Source organism: Azotosporobacter soli (assembly GCF_030542965.1).
Classification (GTDB): domain Bacteria; phylum Bacillota; class Negativicutes; order SG130; family SG130; genus Azotosporobacter; species Azotosporobacter soli.
In genome coordinates this window covers 317,667-337,822 of the sequence record NZ_JAUAOA010000003.1, presented here as the reverse complement: position 1 = coordinate 337,822, position 20,156 = coordinate 317,667, and the positions used below count along the sequence as shown (strand labels likewise).

General features: G+C 53.1%; 19 protein-coding genes. 14 read left to right on the top strand and 5 right to left on the bottom strand.

Annotated elements, in window-relative coordinates; all coding sequences use genetic code 11:
- Positions 1–22 precede the first annotated feature (22 nt).
- A complete protein-coding gene (locus tag QTL79_RS05380) occupies positions 23–1,507 on the top strand; it encodes a methylenetetrahydrofolate reductase C-terminal domain-containing protein (protein ID WP_346353923.1) in 1,485 nt (494 codons plus the stop codon).
- Positions 1,508–1,565: 58 nt separating this feature from the next.
- Here the strand turns inward: QTL79_RS05380 and QTL79_RS05375 are convergent, their stop codons facing one another.
- Complete coding sequence (locus QTL79_RS05375) at positions 1,566–2,435, bottom strand: DMT family transporter (protein WP_346353922.1); 870 nt, start codon at positions 2,433–2,435, stop codon at positions 1,566–1,568.
- Positions 2,436–2,708: 273 nt separating this feature from the next.
- On the opposite strand from QTL79_RS05375, the gene QTL79_RS05370 reads away from it, so the two are divergent.
- A complete protein-coding gene (locus QTL79_RS05370; RefSeq protein ID WP_346353921.1) occupies positions 2,709–3,377 on the top strand; it encodes a cysteine hydrolase family protein in 669 nt (222 codons plus the stop codon).
- 94 nt (positions 3,378–3,471) lie between these two features.
- Here QTL79_RS05370 and QTL79_RS05365 read toward each other — a convergent pair whose 3' ends face one another.
- A complete protein-coding gene (locus tag QTL79_RS05365; protein ID WP_346353920.1) occupies positions 3,472–4,233 on the bottom strand; it encodes a DeoR/GlpR family DNA-binding transcription regulator in 762 nt (253 codons plus the stop codon).
- A 151-nt stretch (positions 4,234–4,384) separates the two neighbouring features.
- On the opposite strand from QTL79_RS05365, the gene QTL79_RS05360 reads away from it, so the two are divergent.
- The 3 genes from QTL79_RS05360 (at position 4,385) to QTL79_RS05350 (ending at position 7,048) form a co-directional block, all read left to right on the top strand.
- A complete protein-coding gene (locus QTL79_RS05360) occupies positions 4,385–5,035 on the top strand; it encodes an HAD family hydrolase (protein WP_346353919.1) in 651 nt (216 codons plus the stop codon).
- Positions 5,036–5,295: 260 nt separating this feature from the next.
- Complete coding sequence (locus QTL79_RS05355; RefSeq protein WP_346353918.1) at positions 5,296–6,045, top strand: DUF1189 domain-containing protein; 750 nt, start codon at positions 5,296–5,298, stop codon at positions 6,043–6,045.
- Between the two features lie 46 nt (positions 6,046–6,091).
- Positions 6,092–7,048 carry an NAD(P)H-dependent glycerol-3-phosphate dehydrogenase gene (locus QTL79_RS05350; protein ID WP_428845459.1) on the top strand — a complete coding sequence of 319 codons (957 nt, stop codon included), beginning with the start codon at positions 6,092–6,094 and terminating at the stop codon, positions 7,046–7,048.
- 82 nt (positions 7,049–7,130) lie between these two features.
- Here QTL79_RS05350 and QTL79_RS05345 read toward each other — a convergent pair whose 3' ends face one another.
- On the bottom strand, positions 7,131–7,331 hold the full coding sequence (locus QTL79_RS05345; protein ID WP_346353917.1) for a hypothetical protein: 201 nt from the start codon (positions 7,329–7,331) through the stop codon (positions 7,131–7,133).
- 112 nt (positions 7,332–7,443) lie between these two features.
- Between QTL79_RS05345 and QTL79_RS05340 the strand changes: the two genes are divergently transcribed.
- From QTL79_RS05340 to QTL79_RS05315, 6 genes are all read left to right on the top strand, one after another.
- A complete protein-coding gene (locus tag QTL79_RS05340; RefSeq protein WP_346353916.1) occupies positions 7,444–8,781 on the top strand; it encodes a helix-turn-helix domain-containing protein in 1,338 nt (445 codons plus the stop codon).
- A gap of 172 nt (positions 8,782–8,953) precedes the next feature.
- A complete protein-coding gene (dcuC, locus tag QTL79_RS05335) occupies positions 8,954–10,210 on the top strand; it encodes a C4-dicarboxylate transporter DcuC (RefSeq protein ID WP_346353974.1) in 1,257 nt (418 codons plus the stop codon).
- A 35-nt stretch (positions 10,211–10,245) separates the two neighbouring features.
- On the top strand, positions 10,246–11,550 hold the full coding sequence (locus QTL79_RS05330; protein ID WP_346353915.1) for an amidohydrolase: 1,305 nt from the start codon (positions 10,246–10,248) through the stop codon (positions 11,548–11,550).
- A gap of 95 nt (positions 11,551–11,645) precedes the next feature.
- On the top strand, positions 11,646–11,993 hold the full coding sequence (locus QTL79_RS05325) for an MmcQ/YjbR family DNA-binding protein (protein ID WP_346353914.1): 348 nt from the start codon (positions 11,646–11,648) through the stop codon (positions 11,991–11,993).
- Positions 11,994–12,015: 22 nt separating this feature from the next.
- Positions 12,016–13,197, top strand: a complete 1,182-nt coding sequence (locus QTL79_RS05320; protein ID WP_346353913.1) for an ABC transporter substrate-binding protein — start codon at positions 12,016–12,018, stop codon at positions 13,195–13,197.
- Between the two features lie 22 nt (positions 13,198–13,219).
- Positions 13,220–13,774: a hypothetical protein gene (locus QTL79_RS05315; RefSeq protein WP_346353912.1), complete on the top strand. Its 555-nt coding sequence runs from the start codon at positions 13,220–13,222 to the stop codon at positions 13,772–13,774.
- Between the two features lie 41 nt (positions 13,775–13,815).
- Here the strand turns inward: QTL79_RS05315 and QTL79_RS05310 are convergent, their stop codons facing one another.
- Positions 13,816–14,733 carry an SAM hydrolase/SAM-dependent halogenase family protein gene (locus tag QTL79_RS05310; RefSeq protein WP_346353911.1) on the bottom strand — a complete coding sequence of 306 codons (918 nt, stop codon included), beginning with the start codon at positions 14,731–14,733 and terminating at the stop codon, positions 13,816–13,818.
- 153 nt (positions 14,734–14,886) lie between these two features.
- Positions 14,887–15,546, bottom strand: coding sequence for a hypothetical protein (locus tag QTL79_RS05305; RefSeq protein ID WP_346353910.1), 660 nt, complete (start codon positions 15,544–15,546; stop codon positions 14,887–14,889).
- A gap of 398 nt (positions 15,547–15,944) precedes the next feature.
- Between QTL79_RS05305 and nhaA the strand changes: the two genes are divergently transcribed.
- From nhaA to QTL79_RS05290, 3 genes are read left to right on the top strand one after another with little or no spacing between them, the layout of a single operon-like run.
- Positions 15,945–17,318: a Na+/H+ antiporter NhaA gene (nhaA, locus tag QTL79_RS05300; protein WP_346353909.1), complete on the top strand. Its 1,374-nt coding sequence runs from the start codon at positions 15,945–15,947 to the stop codon at positions 17,316–17,318.
- A gap of 22 nt (positions 17,319–17,340) precedes the next feature.
- The gene (locus tag QTL79_RS05295; RefSeq protein ID WP_346353908.1) at positions 17,341–19,245 is read left to right on the top strand and encodes an ABC transporter ATP-binding protein; all 1,905 of its coding nucleotides are present in this window, start codon (positions 17,341–17,343) and stop codon (positions 19,243–19,245) included.
- Positions 19,246–19,266: 21 nt separating this feature from the next.
- Positions 19,267–20,133, top strand: coding sequence for a Cof-type HAD-IIB family hydrolase (locus QTL79_RS05290; RefSeq protein WP_346353907.1), 867 nt, complete (start codon positions 19,267–19,269; stop codon positions 20,131–20,133).
- The last annotated feature ends 23 nt before the right edge of the window (positions 20,134–20,156 follow it).

Below are 20,156 nucleotides of genomic sequence, written 5' to 3'. Positions count from 1 at the left end.
GTTTCATAGGGAGGATACGAATATGGCGGACGAGTACATATCGCTCAAAGAGGCGCTGCACCGGCCGGATCGCCTTGCATTGACCTGGGAAATGGTTCCCGGGCGCGGCGTGAATGCGCCGAACCAAAAGAAAGTGTTGGAGATGGCGGAGCTGGCGGCGCAAGATCGTCTGCTGCACGGTATCACGCTGACCGACAGCCCGGGCGGCAAGCCTTCGATCCTGACTTATCCGCTGGCGGTGGCGATCAAGAAGAGTGGAATCGAGCCGATTATCCACTATACCTGTAAGGATAAGAACCGCAGTGCGATCGAAAGCGATCTGTATGCGCTGGCGGGAGCGGGGCTCAAAAACCTGCTGGTCATGACCGGCGACTATCCGATGGATAGTGTGATGGGGCAGGCCAAACCGGTCTTTGATCTCGACTCGGTCCAGACGTTACGCCTGGCTGAAACCTTGAATCAAAAGGAAGAGGCCGGTTTTTTTGCCGGTGCGGTCGTTTCGCCTTTTAAAGAAACGGAAGCCGAAACGATGGCGCAGTATTATAAATTGGACAAAAAGATAGCGAGCGGTGCGCAATTCATCATCAGCCAGATGGGCTATGATGTGAAGAAGATGGACGAATTGGCGAAGTATATGCGCAAGAAGCATCCAAACGTTGCCCTGATTGGCAACGTGTTCGTCCTGTCGCTGCCTGCTGCCCGCCTGATGCATGCCAATAAGATTCCCGGCTGTGTGGTCAGTGATGCGCTGCTGCGCGAAATTGAGGCCGAGGCAGTCTTGCCGGGCGAGAAAAAAGAGCGGCAGCTGCTGCGCGCCGCCAAATTGTATGCGGTGCTCAAGGGTTTGAATTATGACGGCATCAACATCGGCGGGCATGGACTGCATTACCAAGACGTGAAGCAGATCATCGAGCAGGGCGAAGCGCTGTCCGCCGATTATCAGAGCTTGCTGCCGGAGTTCGCTTATGCGAAGCCGGGGCGTTTTTATCTGAGCGCCGCGCAGCCGACGTCAGGGCCCGCGGGGGAAGAGGCGAAAGGGAAAACGGCGCGGCTGAAGCTTTTCCAATGGCTGCATGAGACGGTGTTTGCCAAAGAGGCGCGCTGCTTTCCTCTTATCCGTCGCATAATGAAGCAAATTGACGACTCCAGTCTGGAAAAGTCGTTCACTTATTTTGAATTTCTTGTTAAAGGCATTGCCAACCAATGCCGCTTTTGCGGCGATTGTGTGCTGCACGAACTGGCTTTCATCTGTCCGATGTCGAGCTGTCCCAAGCAGCAGCGCAACGGTGCCTGCGGCGGCAGCTGCGAGGGTTGGTGCGAGGTTTTTCCCGGCGAAAGAAAATGCATCTATGTGAGCATTTATCAGGCGTATCGTGCGACGCGAGAAGAACGCGTTTTGCAGGAACGCTATTTTCCGCCCTGCAATTGGAGACTTTACAAAACCTCTTCCTGGCTGAACTATTTTCGCCAGTTGGAGGAAGAAGAGAATGAGAAGCGTGAAAAATAAAGAAAACAGCCTCCCTGCATTGATAAGCGTGGAGGCTGTTTTGGCTTTTCGCGAAGAGCTAGGAGGCGAGCGGCGTTGTTTTCTTCTTTCGTTCCGGCACCAGAAAGCGGGCGCTCAGCGCCAAGAGCAGGATGGCGCCGCCCAGGAGAGCGCTGCTGCTGGGCTGTTCACCAAGAAAGAGAAAGACCCAGACCGGATTCAAAAGCGGTTCGAGCATCGTGATGACCGATGCCTCGAGCGCGGTAACCGATTTGATTGCGATCGAGTAAAGCACGAAGGAGATGCCGAGCTGAAAGACGCCGAGGATGAGCAGCGCCAGCCAGCCGCGCAGTGAAGGCTGACCCGCGAACATAAAAGGCAGACCACAGAAAAACGTGAGCACATTGCCGAGCAGGATCGAGCCGAACGGGGAAGCGTTCTTTTGACGGCGCAAGGCGACGATCATTACGGCGGAAATCATGCCGCAGGCGATCGCGAGCAGATTGCCGTAAAGATGACCGGGCGACATCTGATCCTGAAAGAACAGGTACATGCCGCCTGCGACGCAAAGCAGCGTCAAAACGTCGCGCAACGTAACCTTTTCGCGCAGAAAGAGCGCGCCGAGGATTGCGACATAGACGGGAGACGTGTATTGCAGCAAAATCGCGTTAGCGGCGGTGGTCAGCTTGGTGGCGGCGACGAAAGTGAGCATTGTTCCGGCATAACAGACCGCGCCGAGCAGCAGCGGTTTGCTTTTCCAGCGGACCGAAGCGCTGCGAAAACTAAAAGCAATGACCAGCGCGGCAATGGCGCTGCGACAACCGGCGATCGCCAGCGGGTTCCAGTCCACCCATTTGATGAATAAGCCGCCGGTGCTCCAAAGCGTTGACGCAAGCAGCAAGAGGCAGATGCCGCGCAGACGCGGCGAAGTCGGCAAAAAATGATGCATAAGAAAACCTTCTTTCCATGGTTGAGTCGTTGCGCGGGCGCTGCTGCGCAGGAAAACAAAAGTTGCTTCTCCGAGGAAAAAGTTTTATCTATACGATACCTTGCTTACCGTCTGGCGTCAAATGGCGATCTGTTCTTTGGCTTCACAGAGTGCGCGGCTTCTAGGCGTCAGCGAGCAAAAAGGCAGGAATTTGAAAATTTTGCGCGAATTTTCTTACAGAGAAAGCTTTCAAGGTTGAGGCGAAAAAACGAAAGAGAAGCGGAGGATAAGAAGATGAAGCTAGGCAGATATCTACTGGGGTCTTTATTGCTCGGCGCAGTCGGCGCAGCCGGTACGCTGGCGGTTAAAGCGGCAAGGACTCTGATGCCGACCAAGGGGAAAAAGATCGGCACGTATCTCAAACCACGCAGTGCGCTGTTGGTCGTCGACATTCAGGAAGATTTCACCGGGGAGCGAAACGGCAAGAAGCCGCTCTTTCCCGAAACGGCTTCCTTCATAAACCTGGCGAATCGCGTCATTGAAGGTGCAGTGAAACAGGATATGCTGGTCGTATATATCGGCCATGAATGGCCGGATACCTTATTGAACCGTTTACTTGGCCGGGGGCGTGCCGTGGCAGGCAGCGACGGAGCGCGTCTTGACGGACGGCTTAAAGTCGTATCGCCGCACTATTTTGCCAAATGCCGCGCCGATGCGTTTGCCAATCGCGAGCTCGAAGAATTGCTGATTGCCAATCAGGTGGACGAGATCTTTTTGCTCGGCCTTGACGGAGCGTATTGCGTGTACCGTACGGCACAGGGGGCGGTGAACCGTGATTACAAAGTGCAGGTCGTCGATGATGTCGTGCTGACGATGACGAAGAAAAGCCGCCAGGAGTTGGTCGATCAATACCGCAAAGCGGGCATATCGACTGTTGAAAGCAAATGGCTGATTCGCGATTAGCCTGCGATAAAGAAAAGGGAAGGAAGCAAAGTTTACGTTTGCCTCCTTCCTTTTTGCGTTAAAGCGGTCGTTGAAAAAAATGTAACAGCTGGTTTCAAAAGAGAACGATATTCTGTTCGGCCAGCGCGGCGCGAATTTCTTCGCCGGGATCCTCTTCGCTGACGATGCCGGTCAAATCGTTGGTTGTAGCAAATTTGTAGTAGGCATCAAAGTGGAACTTGCGATTTTCCATCAGCAAATATACGGCGCGTCCGGCGTCGATGATCGTCTTTTTCGTCAAACCCTCTTCGGCTTCGAGAATCGTCAGATAACCTTCGGTCAAATTGAGACCGCCGACGCCGACAAACACTTTGTCAAATTTATAGCGTTCGATCGTCGCGTTGGCCAGCGCGCCGACAAAGCCGTTGATGCTCGGACGGTATGTGCCGCCGGTGCAAAGCACGGTACTGGTCTGGCTGCGGTCAAACGCCTTGACGATATCGATCATGTTAGTCATCACCGTTAACGGCAGCTGGCTGTCGGCGATCAGATCGGCCAACAGCAGATTGGTCGTCGAGGTGTCTAAAAAAATATGGTCGCCGGGCGTAAGTAGGCGGAACGCTTTGGCGGCGATGCGACGTTTCAGCGCAATGTTTTCCGTACGCCGTTCATCCAAAGCGGCGATCGTAAGTTTCTTTCGCAGTTCAATCGCGCCGCCGTAGGCGCGTTTTAATTTTTTTTCCCGTTCCAGCTTGTTCAGATCTTTGCGGATGCAATCTTCGGTGACGCCGAATGCGAGACACAGTTCCTTGACCGTGACTTTTCCGGCGGCAGCGAGACGACGTAGAATTTCGTCATGACGTTCTTGCGCAAACAAAAGAGCAACACCTCCGAAATCATTATACAACAAGCAGGAGAGAAAGGTTTATTATTAATTTAAATTGTTTTGTATTGAAAATGAAGAAAAGTTGTTGTATTATAGTGATAACGATATTAAACAATATTAAAAAGATGGGTTGGCGATTCGGATGAAAAAGTATGAGACGCTAGTCTTTGATGTCGATGGTACGCTGATCGATACGGAGACGGTAAATCAGCTGGCGCTGCAGAAGGTGTTATTGGATGAACTGGGACGCGAGCATACGTTGGCGGAACTGGCCGCCGTATGCGGCATACCGGGGACACGCGGTCTGACGCTGCTTGGCGTAGAGGATGCTGAGGGCATCATGGAAAAATGGATCGACAATGTTAAGTTCTGGAGGGATAAGATTGCATTGTATCCCGGAATCGAAGCGGTCGTTCGCATGGCGGCCGAACGGGGAGTGACGCTTGGCATCGTGACATCGCGTACCAAAACGCAACTGGCGGCGGAACCGTTGGTAACGCATTTGGTGAAACAAATCCCTTACGTCATTTGCGCCGACGACACCGTCAAACATAAGCCAAATCCGGACCCGCTTCTGAAATTTCTCGCGCTGAGTGGTGCGAATGCGGCGACTGCGTTATACATCGGCGATACGGTGCATGATCTCAGCTGCGCCAAAGAAGCCGGCGTCGACTTTGCGCTGGCTCTTTGGGGAACGATGACGAAGGATTTGCTCGGGCCGGATTATCGTTTGGAAAAACCGAGCGACATTCTTACATTGCTCAAGCCGCTTGAGACGCAAATGGCCCGCTGACACGGCAGCCTCTTCCGTCTGTTTTGCAGTGGCGAAAACTAGGCGGAGTTGCAACAGCTATTTGGCGTAATGGGTAACCAGCGTAACGAATAGATATTTTATTCAAGAGATAACGCCGAAGGCTGCAAAGAAAATTGCGGCCTTCGGCGTTATCTCCGTTTCTTCGCTTGCAGTGCGCTCTGAAAATTTACGGCAGGAAAATCCGTTTGTGTTTTGAATTTATAGAAGGAGAAAGAGTTTTCGAGGAAAGGAGCGCCAAGATGCTGCAACAATTGATCGGAAGTTTATTCCGGATCGAATTTTACAAACTTGCGCTGCAGGAACCGCTACGCAAAGCAGTGCATTATTTTTTATTGCTTTCGTTGGTTTTGGGTACGCTGATGGGCTTTAAGGTGATCTTTTGGGTCACGAGCGGCGTGAACGAAGTCGTCGAAACCTTTAATGATTCGTTTCCTGAGTTTGTCGTTGCAGAGGGTAAACTTAAGGTCGAGGGGAAAATGCCCTACGTTGTTTTCCGGCAAGACGAGGATACGATTGTGATCGTAGATACGACGGGGCAGACGGGCGAAGCGGCGCTGCAGGGGTATAAAAGCGGCGTGCTCTTCACCGAAAATGCGATGATCAATAAGAAAGGCGAAGGCGACATGCGCACGACCAATTTCAGCCATTTGCAGGAAGCGACGCTGACGAAAAGCGATGTGGCTCACTGGCTTCCGGCTTTGAAATGGCTCAGTCTGATTGCGCTCTTCATGGGGTTGGTTTATTATTTTCTCGCGCAAATCTTGAGCGCGACGATTGTCACGCTGCTGACGTTTTGGCTGGCCCGGAGCATGAAGCGCCGCCTGACGTATAGCGAGGCCGCGCGTCTCAGCCTGTATGCGCTGACGGCTTCCTGCATATTGGATATGGTCAAATTCATCGGTGATTTTTCCTTGCCTGGCTATGGTATCCTTTATTACGGCATGCCGATGCTCTATGTGATCCGAACGCTTAAGAACAGCGAAAAGTAAAAAAACGAAAAAATAAATAAAGAAGAAACGTAGGAGAGAAAAAGAGATGAACGTTTCCGTTTTAGGTTGTGGCCGTTGGGGCAGTTTTTTGGCGTGGTACGCCGCGCGGGTTGGGCATGAGGTCGTACTCTGGGGGCGAGAGAGTTCGTTGAATCTGGCGCGTTTTCAAGCGGAGCGAAGGAATGAGTACCTGACGCTGCCGCCGAATGTCCGCTTGAGCGATAATCTGGAGGAGGCGCTGGCGCACGCTGAGATCGTTTTGCTTTCCATTGGCGCGCAGGAAGTAAGAAGTTTTGCCGCTCAATTGGTGAAGCAAAAAAATTGGCGCGGCCAGACGGTAGTACTCTGCATGAAAGGCTTGGAAAGCGACAGCGGCAAACGATTGTCGCAGGTTTTTGCCGAGGAAAGCGGCCGGAGCGATAATCTTGCCGTTTGGCTAGGGCCTGGCCATGTGCAGGATTTTGTTGCCGGGATTCCGAACTGCATGGTGATTGATTCTCTGCAGGAACATTTGACGCGTCAAATCGTCGCGGCGTTCCATAGCCCGCTGATCCGATTTTATTATGGGCAGGACCTGCTGGGCTGTGAAATTGGCGCGGCCGCGAAGAATGTGATGGGACTCGCGGCCGGCATGCTTGATGCGTTAGGTTATGGCAGTCTTAAAGGCTCTTTGATGGCGCGCGGCGCGAGGGAAGTTTCGCGTCTCACCGTAGCACTTGGCGGAAATGCGCTTACCGCATACGGCTTGAGCCATTTGGGCGACTATGAAGCGACGCTTTTTTCGGCGCATAGTCATAACCGAAAGTATGGCGAATCCTTTGTGCGCAAGGAAGCATTCGGCAAATTGGCGGAAGGGGCGGCAACGGCCGTTGCGCTGCGTGAAATCGGCTGCCGGGTCGAAATGCCGATCAGCCAGGCCGTCTATGAGATCTTATTCGACGCCAAAGCGGCGCCGGAAAAACTTGTTGATTTATTTCTGCGTATGCCAACCACTGAGTTTTAACCGTGCCTAGCGAAAAAAAATCCCGCGCCGAAAGAAACGGCGGCGGGATTTTTTGCCTGGCATCAAAGGTCAGGTTCTCGCTTTACGGATGTTCTTTTCTCCACTGCAAATGCCGCTCGCGTTCGGCATCCAACTCTTCTTGACTGGTGTTCTCTTCCTGTACGATTCGTTGCGAGCCGGGACAATGATTGGGACAATCAAAAAAATGCATTGCAGAATCCGGCGTCTTATCAACCATAGCGGCATCGCAAGACGGACAGGTCACCTGAAATAATTTCCCCATTGTTCTCACCCCCATACTAAAGTGATTCAAGATGGGCAGAAGATTTCCTGCCGCCAGTCATGCTATAATGACAGAAGAAAAAGGCGATAATCTGTCAGCAAAGAGGGATAGCATGCGAAAAATAAAAATTGCCGTGGTCGGGCCGCGCGACTCGGTCTCCTTGATTGGCGAAGTCGGCAAAGAGTACGAAAAACGGATTGAAATGACGCCGCTGATCTATGCGGTGCCGTCGGAAGTTCCAGAACTAATGGAACGCTACGGCGATAGCGCCGATGTCTGGCTGTTTTCCGGTCAGGTGCCGTATTATTTTGCCGTTGCCTGCCAGGCGACAAGCAAGCCGCTCTTTTATATTCCGCATACCGGTTCCAGCCTCTATAGGGTCTTGCTGCAAATTGCCTGCATCGAAAAAATGTCCTTTGACGGAATCAGTTTCGATTTGCTCAGCCGGGCCGAGATCGAAGAGACGTTTGCCGATATTCCGCTAAAGGTCAAGAACATCTATGTGAAAGAATTCAAGGATATCATCTCCACACAGGATCTGGCCGCCTACCATTATGAATTATGGCAGGCCGGAAAAACCAAAGCCGCTGTCACGACGCTGCAGTCGGCTTATGAGGAATTGAAGAAACGCCAGGTGCCGGTATTTCGTATCTGGCCACTGCGCGATAATATCCGAACGACATTGAATTTGGCGATTCGAACGGTGGAAGCAGCCGCGTTCAAGGACAGCCAGATTGCGGTGCAGCATGTCGCAATTGACGATTATGCGGATGTCGTGCGCGAAGCGCATTCCGGCTACACGGTGCGGCGTTTGGAAGCGACGCTGTACACGCTTTTGATCAACTATGCGGAAATGGCCAAAGGCGCAATCCATGCGCATGGCCATGGACAGTACAGCATTTATTCGACGCGCGGCGCAGTCGAGGCGATTACGGAAAACTTCACGGTCATGCCGATCAAAGAAGAAATCATCAAGGCGCTGCCGGTTCCGGTCAGCGGCGGTATCGGCTTCGGCCAGACTGCGCATGCTGCGGAGGAGAACGCCTACAAAGCGATGGGTTTTGCCAGACATGCGGGAAAAGGGAATTGGATGGTGGTTTCCGATGAAGGAACCGTGACCGGACCGTTAAGTTCGGCCGCGCATCTTCAGTATTCGTTGCGTGCGGCCGATGAAGACTGCCGCCGCATGGCGCAGGAGATGAATATCAGCGTTACGACGCTAAATCGTCTTTTGGCCAGTCTCGGCAAAATTAGCGGCGAAGCGGTCGGTGCCGATGAATTGGCGCTTCATCTGGCGATCACGCCGCGCAGTGCGCGGCGATTGTTGGCCAGCTTGGTCGAAAAGGGCCTTGCGCTTTTGACGCAGCAGGAAACGCTGCATAAAGGGCGACCGCGCAATCTATATCAGCTGCGCATGCAGGCGCTCTCAAAATTGTTCTCAGGAGAATGAAGAAGAAGGCTTCACACTGTGCGACTGTTGCGCGATGTTTCGCTTGAAATGAAACGTCGCGTGATTTTTTCTCAATTAAGGAAATGTCTTTTAATAGTCCGTAACGTAAGGTATAATGAAGGCGAAGAGACGGCAAAGGCTCGTCTAAAAAAGAAAAAGGATGGATGATACAGTGGTTTATTTGGGTGCAATCATTATTTTGCTTACCGGAGTGGCTGTCGTGAAGCGCTACGAAGTCCGTATGGTCCTTTTTTTATCCGGTCTATTGATGGCTGCGCTGGCCGGAAAACCGCTCGAAGCGATTGACGCGTTTGCCAAAGCGATGGTCAACCCCGGGCTGGTGACGGTCATCCTGACCGTGATGGGCTTTGCCTATGTCATGAAGCTGACGCAGTGCGACGCGCATTTGGTGCAGATGCTGGCGGGACTGTTGAGGCAGTGCAGGCCAGTGCTGATTCCCGGTGCGGTCATGGTCACGTTTGTGATCAATATCGCACTGCCCAGTGCGGCGGGCTGTGCGGCGGCGGTTGGCGCGATTCTGATTCCGACGCTGATGAGTGCCGGTGTGCACCCGGCGGTCGCCGGAGCGGCTATTTTTGCCGGTACGATCGGCAGCGTGCTGAGTCCCGGCGCGACGCATAACCCGTTTGTCGCCAAACTGGCGAATATGGACGTACTCAGCGTCATTGCCGTACATAGCAAAACGACAATCAGTGCGGCGATTATCGGCGCATTGGTTTTGGCCGCGCTGGCTTATTTGCGCAAGGAAGATCGCGGCTGGCAAAAAAATACGGGAGATTCCGTCGTCGAGCAGGCGGTATTCAAAATTAATTTCTTGAAAGCGATTGTTCCGCTCGTGCCGCTTGTGATGTTGCTGCTGGGCAGCAAGCAGGTGCATCTGATTCCGGAAATCAGCGTGCCGCAGGCGATGATCAGCGGTACGTTGCTTGCCTATTTGGTGACGCGGCAAAGTCCGCAGGAAATATCGAAAGCGTTTTTTGAAGCGATGGGCAGCGCGTACGCAGGAGTGATGGGCATCATCATCGCCGCGGCCACGTTCACGACCGGCATGCAATTGATCGGCCTGACCGATGCGTTGATAGAAGCGATGAAGAATTCGCAGAGCATCGTAAAACTGGCCGCGACGTTCGGACCGTTTTTGATCGCGGTTCTCTGCGGCTCCGGCGATGCGGCGACGCTGGCGTTCAACGGCGCGATAACGCCGCATGCGCAGCACTTCGGTCTCGAAATCGCGCAGCTCGGTTCGCTCGCGCAGCTGACCGGCGCGCTTGGCCGGACGATGTCGCCGCTCGCGGGCGCGGCGATCATCTGTGCGCAATTGTCCGGCGTCAGCCCGATGGAGATTGCGAAACGAAATGCGCCGGGCATGCTGATTGCCGCGATCGTTTCGATGTTCATGCTCTTATAAAGAAAATAAAACGCTAAGGCAAAGAAGGGTGACAAATGAAGAAGAAAAAAATCCATGAAGCGGTAACGGCGCTGCAGGATGAAATAGTAAATTGGCGACGCGATTTTCATCGCTATCCGGAAGCCGGTTGGACGGAATTTCGTACGGCGGCCAAGATTGCGGAAAAACTGACGATGCTTGGCTATGAAGTGAAACTGGGCGAAGAGGTCATCGATAAAGCGGCGATGATGGGCGTGCCGTCGACGGCAGAACTGGCGGAAAATATGGCGCGCGCCGCCAGGCAAGGCGGCAATGGCGAACTGATCGAAGCGATGCGGGGCGGCCTGACCGGCGTGGTCGGCATCTTGCGTGGCAAACGTCCGGGACCGGTCCTGGCGCTGCGCTTCGATATCGACGCGAACGAGGTGCTTGAAGCGGCGACGGCGACGCATCGACCTTGGCAAGAAGGCTTTGCTTCGCAGAATAAAGGCGTGATGCATGCCTGCGGACATGATGGACATGCGGCGATCGGTCTGGGTGTAGCGTCGGTCTTGGCTACGCTGACGGAAGAACTGTCCGGCAGCGTAAAGCTGATTTTCCAACCGGCGGAAGAAGGGGTGCGCGGTGCGAAAGCGATGGTGGAAGCGGGCGTCGTAGATGATGTCGACTATTTGCTCGGCATGCATATTGGCTTTCTTGCCGACCGCAGCGGCTTGCTGGTTTGCGGTACCGATGGTTTTCTGGCAACGACGAAACTCGATGTCGCATTCAAAGGTGTTCCGGCACATGCCGGCGCTGCGCCGCAGGAAGGGCGCAATGCATTACTGGCGGCGGCGAACGCGGCGCTGAACTTGCATGCGATATCGAGGCACAGCGGCGGAATTTCACGCATTAATGTCGGCGTGCTGGAAGCCGGCAGCGGACGCAATGTGATTGCGGATCGCGCGCTGCTTAAGCTCGAAACACGCGGCGAAACGACGCAGATCAACCAATATATGAAAGAGGAAGCGCTAAGAGTGATTGCCGGAGCGGCCGCCATGTACGGCGTGACGGCTGAAAGCGTTGAAACCGGAGGCGCGTCGGGCGGCAGCAGCGATGCGGCTTTGGCCTTGCGTTTAGGCAAAGTGGCCGAGTGCCAGGGCGCGTTTGAAAAGCTGCAGGAAAGCGGCAGTCTTGGTGCGAGCGAGGACTTCACCTGCTTTTTGGAACGGGTGCAGCAACGCGGCGGACAGGGTAGTTATGCGATGCTCGGTATTAATAGGACAGCCGGACACCATGACGGCGCGTTTGATTTTGATGAGGCGGTGTTGGCGCAGGCGGTCGAATTGATCGTCTTGACGGCCTGCGATATAGTAGCATGAAAAAAACTCCTGCAAGATTATTCCAGTGAATCTTGCAGGAGTTTTCCTTGTGAATCAGAAAGTATACAGTATCTGTGAGGAAGGGAGAACGATCGATGAATGGTAAAGAAATGCTAGCTTATGGCCTCAGTAAACGCGGCGCAGTTGAAGAGGCTCCGTTTGGCCCGGGCGTCGTGGTGCTTAAGGTTGGCGGCAAAATATTCGCCATTTTGGGCGTGCGTGAGGCACGAGATACCGTGTCTTTAAAGTGCGACCCGGAATATGCCGAACTGCTGCGCCGTCAGTATGCGTGCATTCAGCCAGGCTATCATCTGAATAAGCGGCATTGGAATACGATCGATCTCGACGGCGGTTTATCGGATGCAGAATTGGAAAAACTGCTGGAGCAATCGTATGCGTTAGTTGTAAAAGGCTTGCCGCGCAGAACGCAGGCCCTGCTGTAAACGAAAATGCGGAGGTGTTGAAATGACGAAGAAGGGCTTGTGCTTACGCGTAGCCCTGGTTATTTTATCGTTCTCAATCATCGGTTGCAGTAATGCGTCGCGGGAAAAAAAGGCCGACCTGGGCGAAATTTGCCTCGGTGTAAATTTGGAGCTGAGCGGAAAATACGGCAGCACCGGGGCACTGGCGCTAAGCGGAATGAAAATGGCGATTCAGGAAGTGAATGAAAAGGGCGGGATCAGAGGCCTGCCGGTTCGTTTGGTCGTAGGCGACAATAAGTCGGATCCGGCGATTGCGCTGACGATTTTTGAACAGCAGGTCAAAAATGAACATGTCGTGGCGGTACTGGGACCGAAAAATTCGGACACGGCTATTTCTTTGGGTCAACGGGCCGGGGAACTGAAGACGCCGTTTATTGCCACGAATGCGACGCATCCGCGCGTGACGCTCGACGACAGCGGCCGGACGAAGCCATACGCGTTTAGGGCTTGTTTTACCGATCCGTTTCAAGGCACCGCGATGGCGGCTTTTGCGTCAGCGCGCCTGAATGCCAAGCGCGCGGCGTTGTACGTCGATGCTTCATCGGAATACTCGCAGGGAATCGGTTCTTTTTTTGAAAGGGAATTTATTAAGCGCGGCGGCGTGATTGTTTATAAAAGCGAGTATCGGGGCGGTGAAGCGGATTTCGGCAAAATAAAAGAAGAACTGAAAGACGATAATGTCGAACTTGTCTTTATCCCCGGCTTTTCCATCGATGTGAGTCGTTTTATACCGCAGGCGAGAAGGGCCGGCTTTGCAGGGCCGATTGTCGGCGGCGATGCTTGGGATATCGATACGATACGGCAGTTGATTGGCGATAGCCATCTGAAAAATCTATTTTACGCCGATATGTTTTCTGTCGATGATGATAATATACGCGTAACGGAGTTTAAGCAAAGATTTATGAAGCTGTCGGAGGGGCGCATGCCAAACGCGGCGGCTGTACTGGGCTATGATGCGGCTTTGGTTTTGCTCGATGCCGTCAAAAGAGCCGACAGCGTCACGGGAGAGGGAATTCGTGCGGCATTGGAGCAGACAAAAGACATTCCCGGCGTGAGCGGAACCATCAGCCTGAATCGCAAGCATGATGTGGAAAACAGCATTATCGTGATGGGCGTCGCAAATGGAAAGAGCGTTTTTTTAGAGCGAAGCGAGGCGGGACATTGAACCGCTGAAAGGAGGGGGTGTGATGTCGGCAATAGCAGTCTTAGGCGGCAGCGGCCAAGCAGTCCAACTGCAGGAGATGAATCAGCCGCTGCAGGCGAATGCGAGCGCTGCGGCGCAAGCGCCGGATCTGGCGGCCAAGGTAGGACCTGCATATACGCTTGAACTGTCCGGTCGAAGCAGCGAACAGGATTGGAACGATCCGCAGCTTCGTCAGTTGAAGCGGATGAATCAGATTGAGTGCCAGACGTGCAAGGAACGGAAGTATAGTGACGTATCCAATGATCCGGGCGTTTCCTTCAAGTCGCCGACGCATTTGGAACCCGGAAGTGAGGCGGCGGCCGTTGCTTCACACGAACAGGAGCATGTCGGAAATGAACAGGCGAAAGCGCAGCAGGAGGGACGCAAAGTCGTTGCGCAAAGCGTCAGGATTTTCACATCGGTTTGCCCGGAATGCGGTCGCGTCTATGTCTCCGGCGGAGAGACGGATACGACGACTGCGCGAGAGACGGAGACGAAAGCAGAGAAAGAAAACGCCGCCCACTCGTCTAAAAGCGGAAGTGACGCTAAAATTGCATAAAAAAGTGCCGTCTCGCCACACGCGAGACGGCACTTTTTAAGTCAGCGGTTAATTTTCTCCACTTTTACGCTCCATTCCGGACCGGAAAAGACCTTGTTCACGCTGGAGAAGCTGTCCATATTGAGTGCGAAGGACAGATCCATCAGACTGTTGTAGTAAGCGAGCGGCTTGCCGTCGGGAACATCGCCGAATGTGTTGACGAACGGCATCTTTCCTTTATAGACCGCTTTGCCCTGGTTGAAGATTTCGACTTGCAGCATATCGCCGGGGCGCAGCTGAAGTGAATCAAGCGTAGTCTTGTTGATATTGGTCCATACGTTGCCGTATTGAATGTCGAGGATCGGAATCGTGCCAATTGCCGTGCTTCCTTTGACAGCCGATTTTTGGTAAGGAATGCGGATGATGTCGGTCAAGAGACGCGGGCCGACCTGCTCGAAGTCGATGACGCCGGCTGCCAGACGAGCGCCGGTGTAGGCATAGACGTCACGGCCGAAGAAAGTATAGGATTCGTTCGAGCCGGAAAGACGGTTCGTGTTTTCATCGATCTGCCGGACTTCGGCGATGCCCATCTTTTCTGCAATTAAGGTCAGGGTGCCATTATCAGGCGTGACAAAATAGTGGCCGGTCTGCGTCTTGAGAACGATCGATTTGCGCTCTGTTCCGACGCCCGGATCGACAACCGAGACAAAGACCGTACCGGCAGGCCAATACGGCGCGGTTTGCATCAGACGGTAAGACGCTTCCCAAATGTTATAGGCGGGAATTTCGTGCGTCAGATTGAAGACGCGAATGTCAGGATCGACGCCGACGGCGACGCCTTGCATCGCGCTGACAGCGCCGTCTTTAAGACCGAAGTCCGTTTGCAGTACCAGCGGACTCTTTGCTTCGGCCAAAAGCGAGAAGGAAAGGAGAAAAACGAAGACGAGGAGCGTGGCTATGCGTTTACTTGCTCTGTTCATTTTGAAACCTCCCTAAAAAATTTGCGCCAAGACAAGTGCTGGCGATACTTAAAAAAGTTCGTCATGCGCAAGGCTATCCCTGCCAAAGAAAAGAATAAGCGAAATAAAAACGAGACCGCGCAAAAAATGAGCGGTCTTGTTTCGAAAAAACAATTAGAATTTTACGCCGACGGTGCAGGTGATGCCGGTCATTTGGTAATCTTCTTTGCCGCTAATATGCAAAGCGGGTACCTCTAAGGAGACATTCTTTATCTTGCGGTCGGCGTAGGAGACATTGAGCGTCGTCACTTTCGAGGTCTTGTAACTGAGGCCGTATTCCTGCAGCGAGACGTTGTTGCCGATCATCTGCGTCGTGAACAATGTCATGCGTTCAGACAAGGGCCTAGCCGCGGTAAAGCCGATGTGGAACGCGGAACTGGTGGCGGCATTGACCGCTTTGCCGTAAGTGATGTCGGTGTGCTCATAGCCGCCGATCAGCGTAATGGTCGGATTCAGTTTGTAAAGAAGGTTGAAATCGGAAGGGGTCGATTCGACAAAGGTCTTCAAAGGACCGTACTGTGCATCTTCCGAAGTGAAGTTGCCATGTTTGAGCTGCAGCGCAAACTTGTCGCTTAAACCGAAGGTGGCCACCGATTTGTAGCCGGATTTTCCCTTGACTTCTTTTGCGACGGCGCCGGAGCCGGCGGATTTTGCATTCAGCGTTGCGCCAAGTTCGAGTTCAAGAGAACCTTTGCTGAATTCGACCGGAGAAGCGAAGGCGGTCGCGCTGCTTAAGAGGACGCCGAGCGTCAGGGCGATGATTTTCATATTCATTGTGTAATTCCTCCCCAGGAAAGCCGAAACGTTCGGCCGTTTTATTCGTAATTAGTACTTACTCCCAAGACTACGTATACAGGACACTATTGTAACATAAAAAAAACAGTTGTAAATGGAGACTGCATAGTCAGACTGTCTAGTCAAATAAGCTCTGTGTGCCTATTGTTTTCAAATACGCATAATGAAAAGTAAACTGATGCGGCGAAAAAACGACAAAAAGAGAAAAATATTGCAGCGCCGGGTAAAGAAAAAATCAGCGTCATAAAGCAGGACTGCTTTAATGAAGGAAAAACAGCGCAGCTGTTTTCGGCGGCAAAACGACAGGCGAGCCTTATGGCAATTGCTCTGGGTGCATGGTATGATGAGATAAGAAGAAAGAAAAAGAGGTGAGACGGATGGCTGCAAAAGGACAACGACGGCGCGTTGGAGCTGTATACCGCAAGGCGCCGATTGATTATATTTTACGTCCGTTTCGTTTGTTTGCCCGCAATAGTTCGGCTGGCGGAGTTTTGCTGGCAATCTGTGTGGCAGCGGCGATGCTCTGGGCAAATTCCGCGTGGAGCGCCGATTATTTTTCGCTCTGGCAGCAGACCGCAAAGATACAAATCGGCGCTTTTGAAATGGAAAAAACGCTGAAGCACTGGATTGACGACGGACTCATGGCGATCTTCTTCTTCCTGGTTGGACTCGAAATCAAGCGGGAAATGCTAGCCGGTGAACTGGCCAATCTGCGCAAGGCGTTATTTCCTCTCGTGGCCGCACTGGGCGGCATGTTGGCTCCGGCGCTTGTTTATCTGTTGTTGCTGCGCGATCCGGCGTTGGCGCACGGTTGGGCTATTCCGACGGCCACCGATATCGCATTCGCGCTAGGGATTCTTTCGCTTTTGGGTGAGAGGGTGCCTCTTAGTCTCAAGGTCTTTCTCACGGCACTGGCGATTGTTGACGACATTGGTGCGATTGTAATCATCGGCTTGTTTTATTCTGCGCCGCCCGATTTTATTACATTAGGCTTGGCGGCGTTGCTTCTGGTGGTCATGGCAATTGTCAATAGGTTAGGGGTTCGGCATACGGTTATTTATGCCGCATTTGCGTTTCTGCTCTGGCTACTGGTGTTGAAATCGGGCATTCATGCGACCATTGCAGGCGTTTTGGCGGCTATGGTTGTTCCGGCGCGTGCACCTATTGATACGCGGCCGTTCATTGAGGCCGGAGAGAAAGTCTTCCATAGCCTGGCTCGATCTGGTTCGTTACAAGGCGATATTTTGCGTGACGCCGCCGTTCAGGATGCGGTGGAAGACTTGACGCGCTTGTGCGACGGTGTGGAAACGCCATTGCAAAAGATGGAACGGGGCTTGCATCCCTGGGTGTCGTTTCTGATTTTACCGCTCTTTGCGCTCGCTAATGCCGGCGTTCAAGTGATTGGTATTTCAAACGGACCTTTGCTTGGCAATCTGGGGTTTGCCGTAATCGGCGGTCTGGTTATAGGCAAATCGATGGGGATTTTCGGCGCGGCGTGGCTGTCGGTGAAATGCAGATTGTGCACGAAGCCGCTTGATTTGACATGGGTGCAATTGCTCGGCGCGGCCTGCCTGGGAGGGATTGGTTTTACGATGTCGCTCTTTATTACCGCACTGACGTTTGAGATACCGCATTTGACGGATCAGGCAAAACTGGGAGTTTTGCTGGGTTCGTTTTGTGCCGCAGTGATGGGGGCGTTGATCATTGCTATGACGAACCGGAAAAATGGAATAATACATGAGAATAAATAAGAACAAGAGGAATTCGAAATAGATGAGTACGATAATAACAGTAGAAAATCTCAGTAAAAGTTACGGCATGAAAGTTTTGTTTAACGATGTCACGTTCGGCGTCGAAGAAGGCGATAAGATCGGCTTGATCGGCGTAAACGGTGCAGGGAAATCTACGTTTTTAAAGGTGTTGGCCGGTCTTGATACGGCCGACGGCGGAAAGATAACAAAAAGCGGCGGCAGCCGCCTCGAATATCTGCCGCAGGAACCGGTGTTTCATGAAGGCGCTACGGTGCTGGAACAGGTGTTCAAGGGAACGTCGCCGGAAATGCGGGTGCTGCGCGAGTATGAAAAGGCACTGGAAGAAAGTCGGCAGCAGCCGGAGGATGAAAGGCTGCAGCGGCGACTGATCGATCTGGGGCAGGAAATGGATACGGTCGACGGCTGGAAGCTGGAAAGCGATGCGAAGATCATCCTGACGCAATTGGGCATCAGTGATTTTTCCGCAACAGTCGAAAGTCTCTCCGGTGGTCAGCGAAAGCGCATCGCGATGGCCGGCGCATTGATCACTCCGGCGGATCTGCTGATTCTTGATGAACCGACCAACCATATCGACAATGACACAGTCGCCTGGCTGGAACAATACTTGGCCAAACGCAAAGGCGCACTTTTGATGATCACGCATGACCGCTATTTCCTCGATCGGGTGGCAACTCGGATGATCGAACTCGATAAAGGGACGCTCTATGCTTACAGCGGGAACTACAGCCAGTTCTTGGAACTGAAAGCGGCGCGGGAAGAATCGGCCGAAGCCAGCGAACAGAAACGTCAGAATCTGCTGCGCAAGGAACTGGCCTGGATGAGGCGCGGTGCGAAGGCACGGACGACAAAGCAAAAAGCACGCATTCAGCGCTATGAAGCGCTGAGCGAGCAGTCGGTCGATCTGAGCGAGAACAAGGTAGAAATCAACGTCGGCGCGACAAGGCTCGGCCGCACGGTCATCGAACTTGAACACATCGGCCATGCGTATGCGGAGCGACGCTTGATTGAAAATTTCAGCTACATTCTGCTCAAGGATGATCGGGTTGGCATTATCGGTCCTAACGGCAGCGGCAAGTCGACGCTGCTTAACATCATTGCCGGGCGCTTGCAGCCAAAGTGCGGCAAACGGGAAATCGGCCAGACGGTCAAACTGGGTTATTTTGCGCAGGAAAACGGCGAAATGGATGAGAACTTGCGCGTCATCGAATATATCCGTGAAGAGGCGAACTATCTGCCAACTGCTGACGGCGGCACGATCAGCGCCAGTCAGATGCTGGAGCGCTTCCTTTTTCCGCCGGAGCTGCAGTGGAATCCGATTGCCAAGCTGTCGGGCGGCGAAAAGCGGCGTCTTTATTTGCTGCGAATCTTAATGAGTGCGCCGAATGTTCTCTTGCTCGACGAGCCGACAAACGATCTCGACATTCAAACGCTCGCGATACTGGAAGAGTATCTCGATGAATTTCCCGGTGCGGTCGTCACGGTATCGCATGACCGTTATTTCCTTGACAGGGTAGTGGACAGGGTTTTCGCGTTTGAAGGCGAAGGGAAGATCGAGCCGTACAATGGCGGCTATTCGGACTATCAGGAACGTTGTGAGCTGCGTAAAGAACAGGAAACGGCGACAAAAGCGGCGGAAGAAGAAAAACCGGTTTTAGAACGGACACGAGAACGGCCGCGCAAATTTAGTTATAGCGAACAAAAAGAATACGAGACGATTGACGCGGTCATTGCCGAAGCAGAAGGCGCGCTCAAGACGGTGCGCTCGCGCATCGAAAATGCGGGAGCCGATTATACGCTGCTGCAGGAATTGACCGCGCAGCAGGAAGAAATGGAAACGCGACTCGATGCGCTCTTGGAACGCTGGACGTACCTGACGGAACTGGCGGAAAAGATCAACGACAAATGAGGAAGCAGTCTGGAGGATAGTATGAAACTGGTTGCAATTGACTTGGATGGAACATTACTCAATAAAAAGAGTGAGATCAGTCGTGCTAACGTCGCCGCGATAAAGGCGGCGCAGGATCGTGGCGTGGAAATCGTGATCTCTACAGGCCGGATGTATTTTGATGTGCAAACGATTTGCCAACGGGCCGGCATCGCAACGCCGGTCATCAGCGCCAACGGCGGCGCGGTACATGACCGAAAGGGAAATTTGCTGCAGCATTCGGCGCTGAAGCGGTGCGATGCGTTGGCGGTACTAAAGTGGCTGGAAGAAAAAGAAGTGTATTATGAAACGTCCAGCGGGAAATCCATCTATGTGCCTACGTATGCGTTGGCGCGCCTGGAGGCGGAAGTAAAGCGATTGCAGGAGTCGAATTCCCTGCCGGACGGCTTCAGCATGGCGGCGGTAGAAAGGCAGCAAAGCAGTCAGGACGGGCGGGTGATGGTGAAGGAGTATCAAGAGGCGATACCGCCGGACGAAGAGTTGTACAAATTATATGCGATCAGTTATGATGCGGCGTTCCGGCAAAGAGCGATTCTTGAATTGAATGCGATGCCGGGCGTCGCGGTTTACCAGGGCGGTCCGAATAGTTTTGAGGCGGTTTCTGCCGCCGCATCGAAAGGAAACGGCTTGCGCTGTCTGGCAGCACATTTGGGAATCCGGCTCTTTGATGCGGCCGCGATTGGCGACAGTCAAAACGATATATCGATGTTGGAAGCGGTCGGCTACAGCGTGGCCATGGGAAATGCGGCAGCGGAAGTCAAAAGCGTTTGTCGTGCCGTTACGCGCAGCAATGAAGAAAACGGCGTGGCGCATGCGCTGAAGGAATTGTTGCCGGGACTGGCGAGTTAGTCGGAAAAGAGAATTGTAAAGAA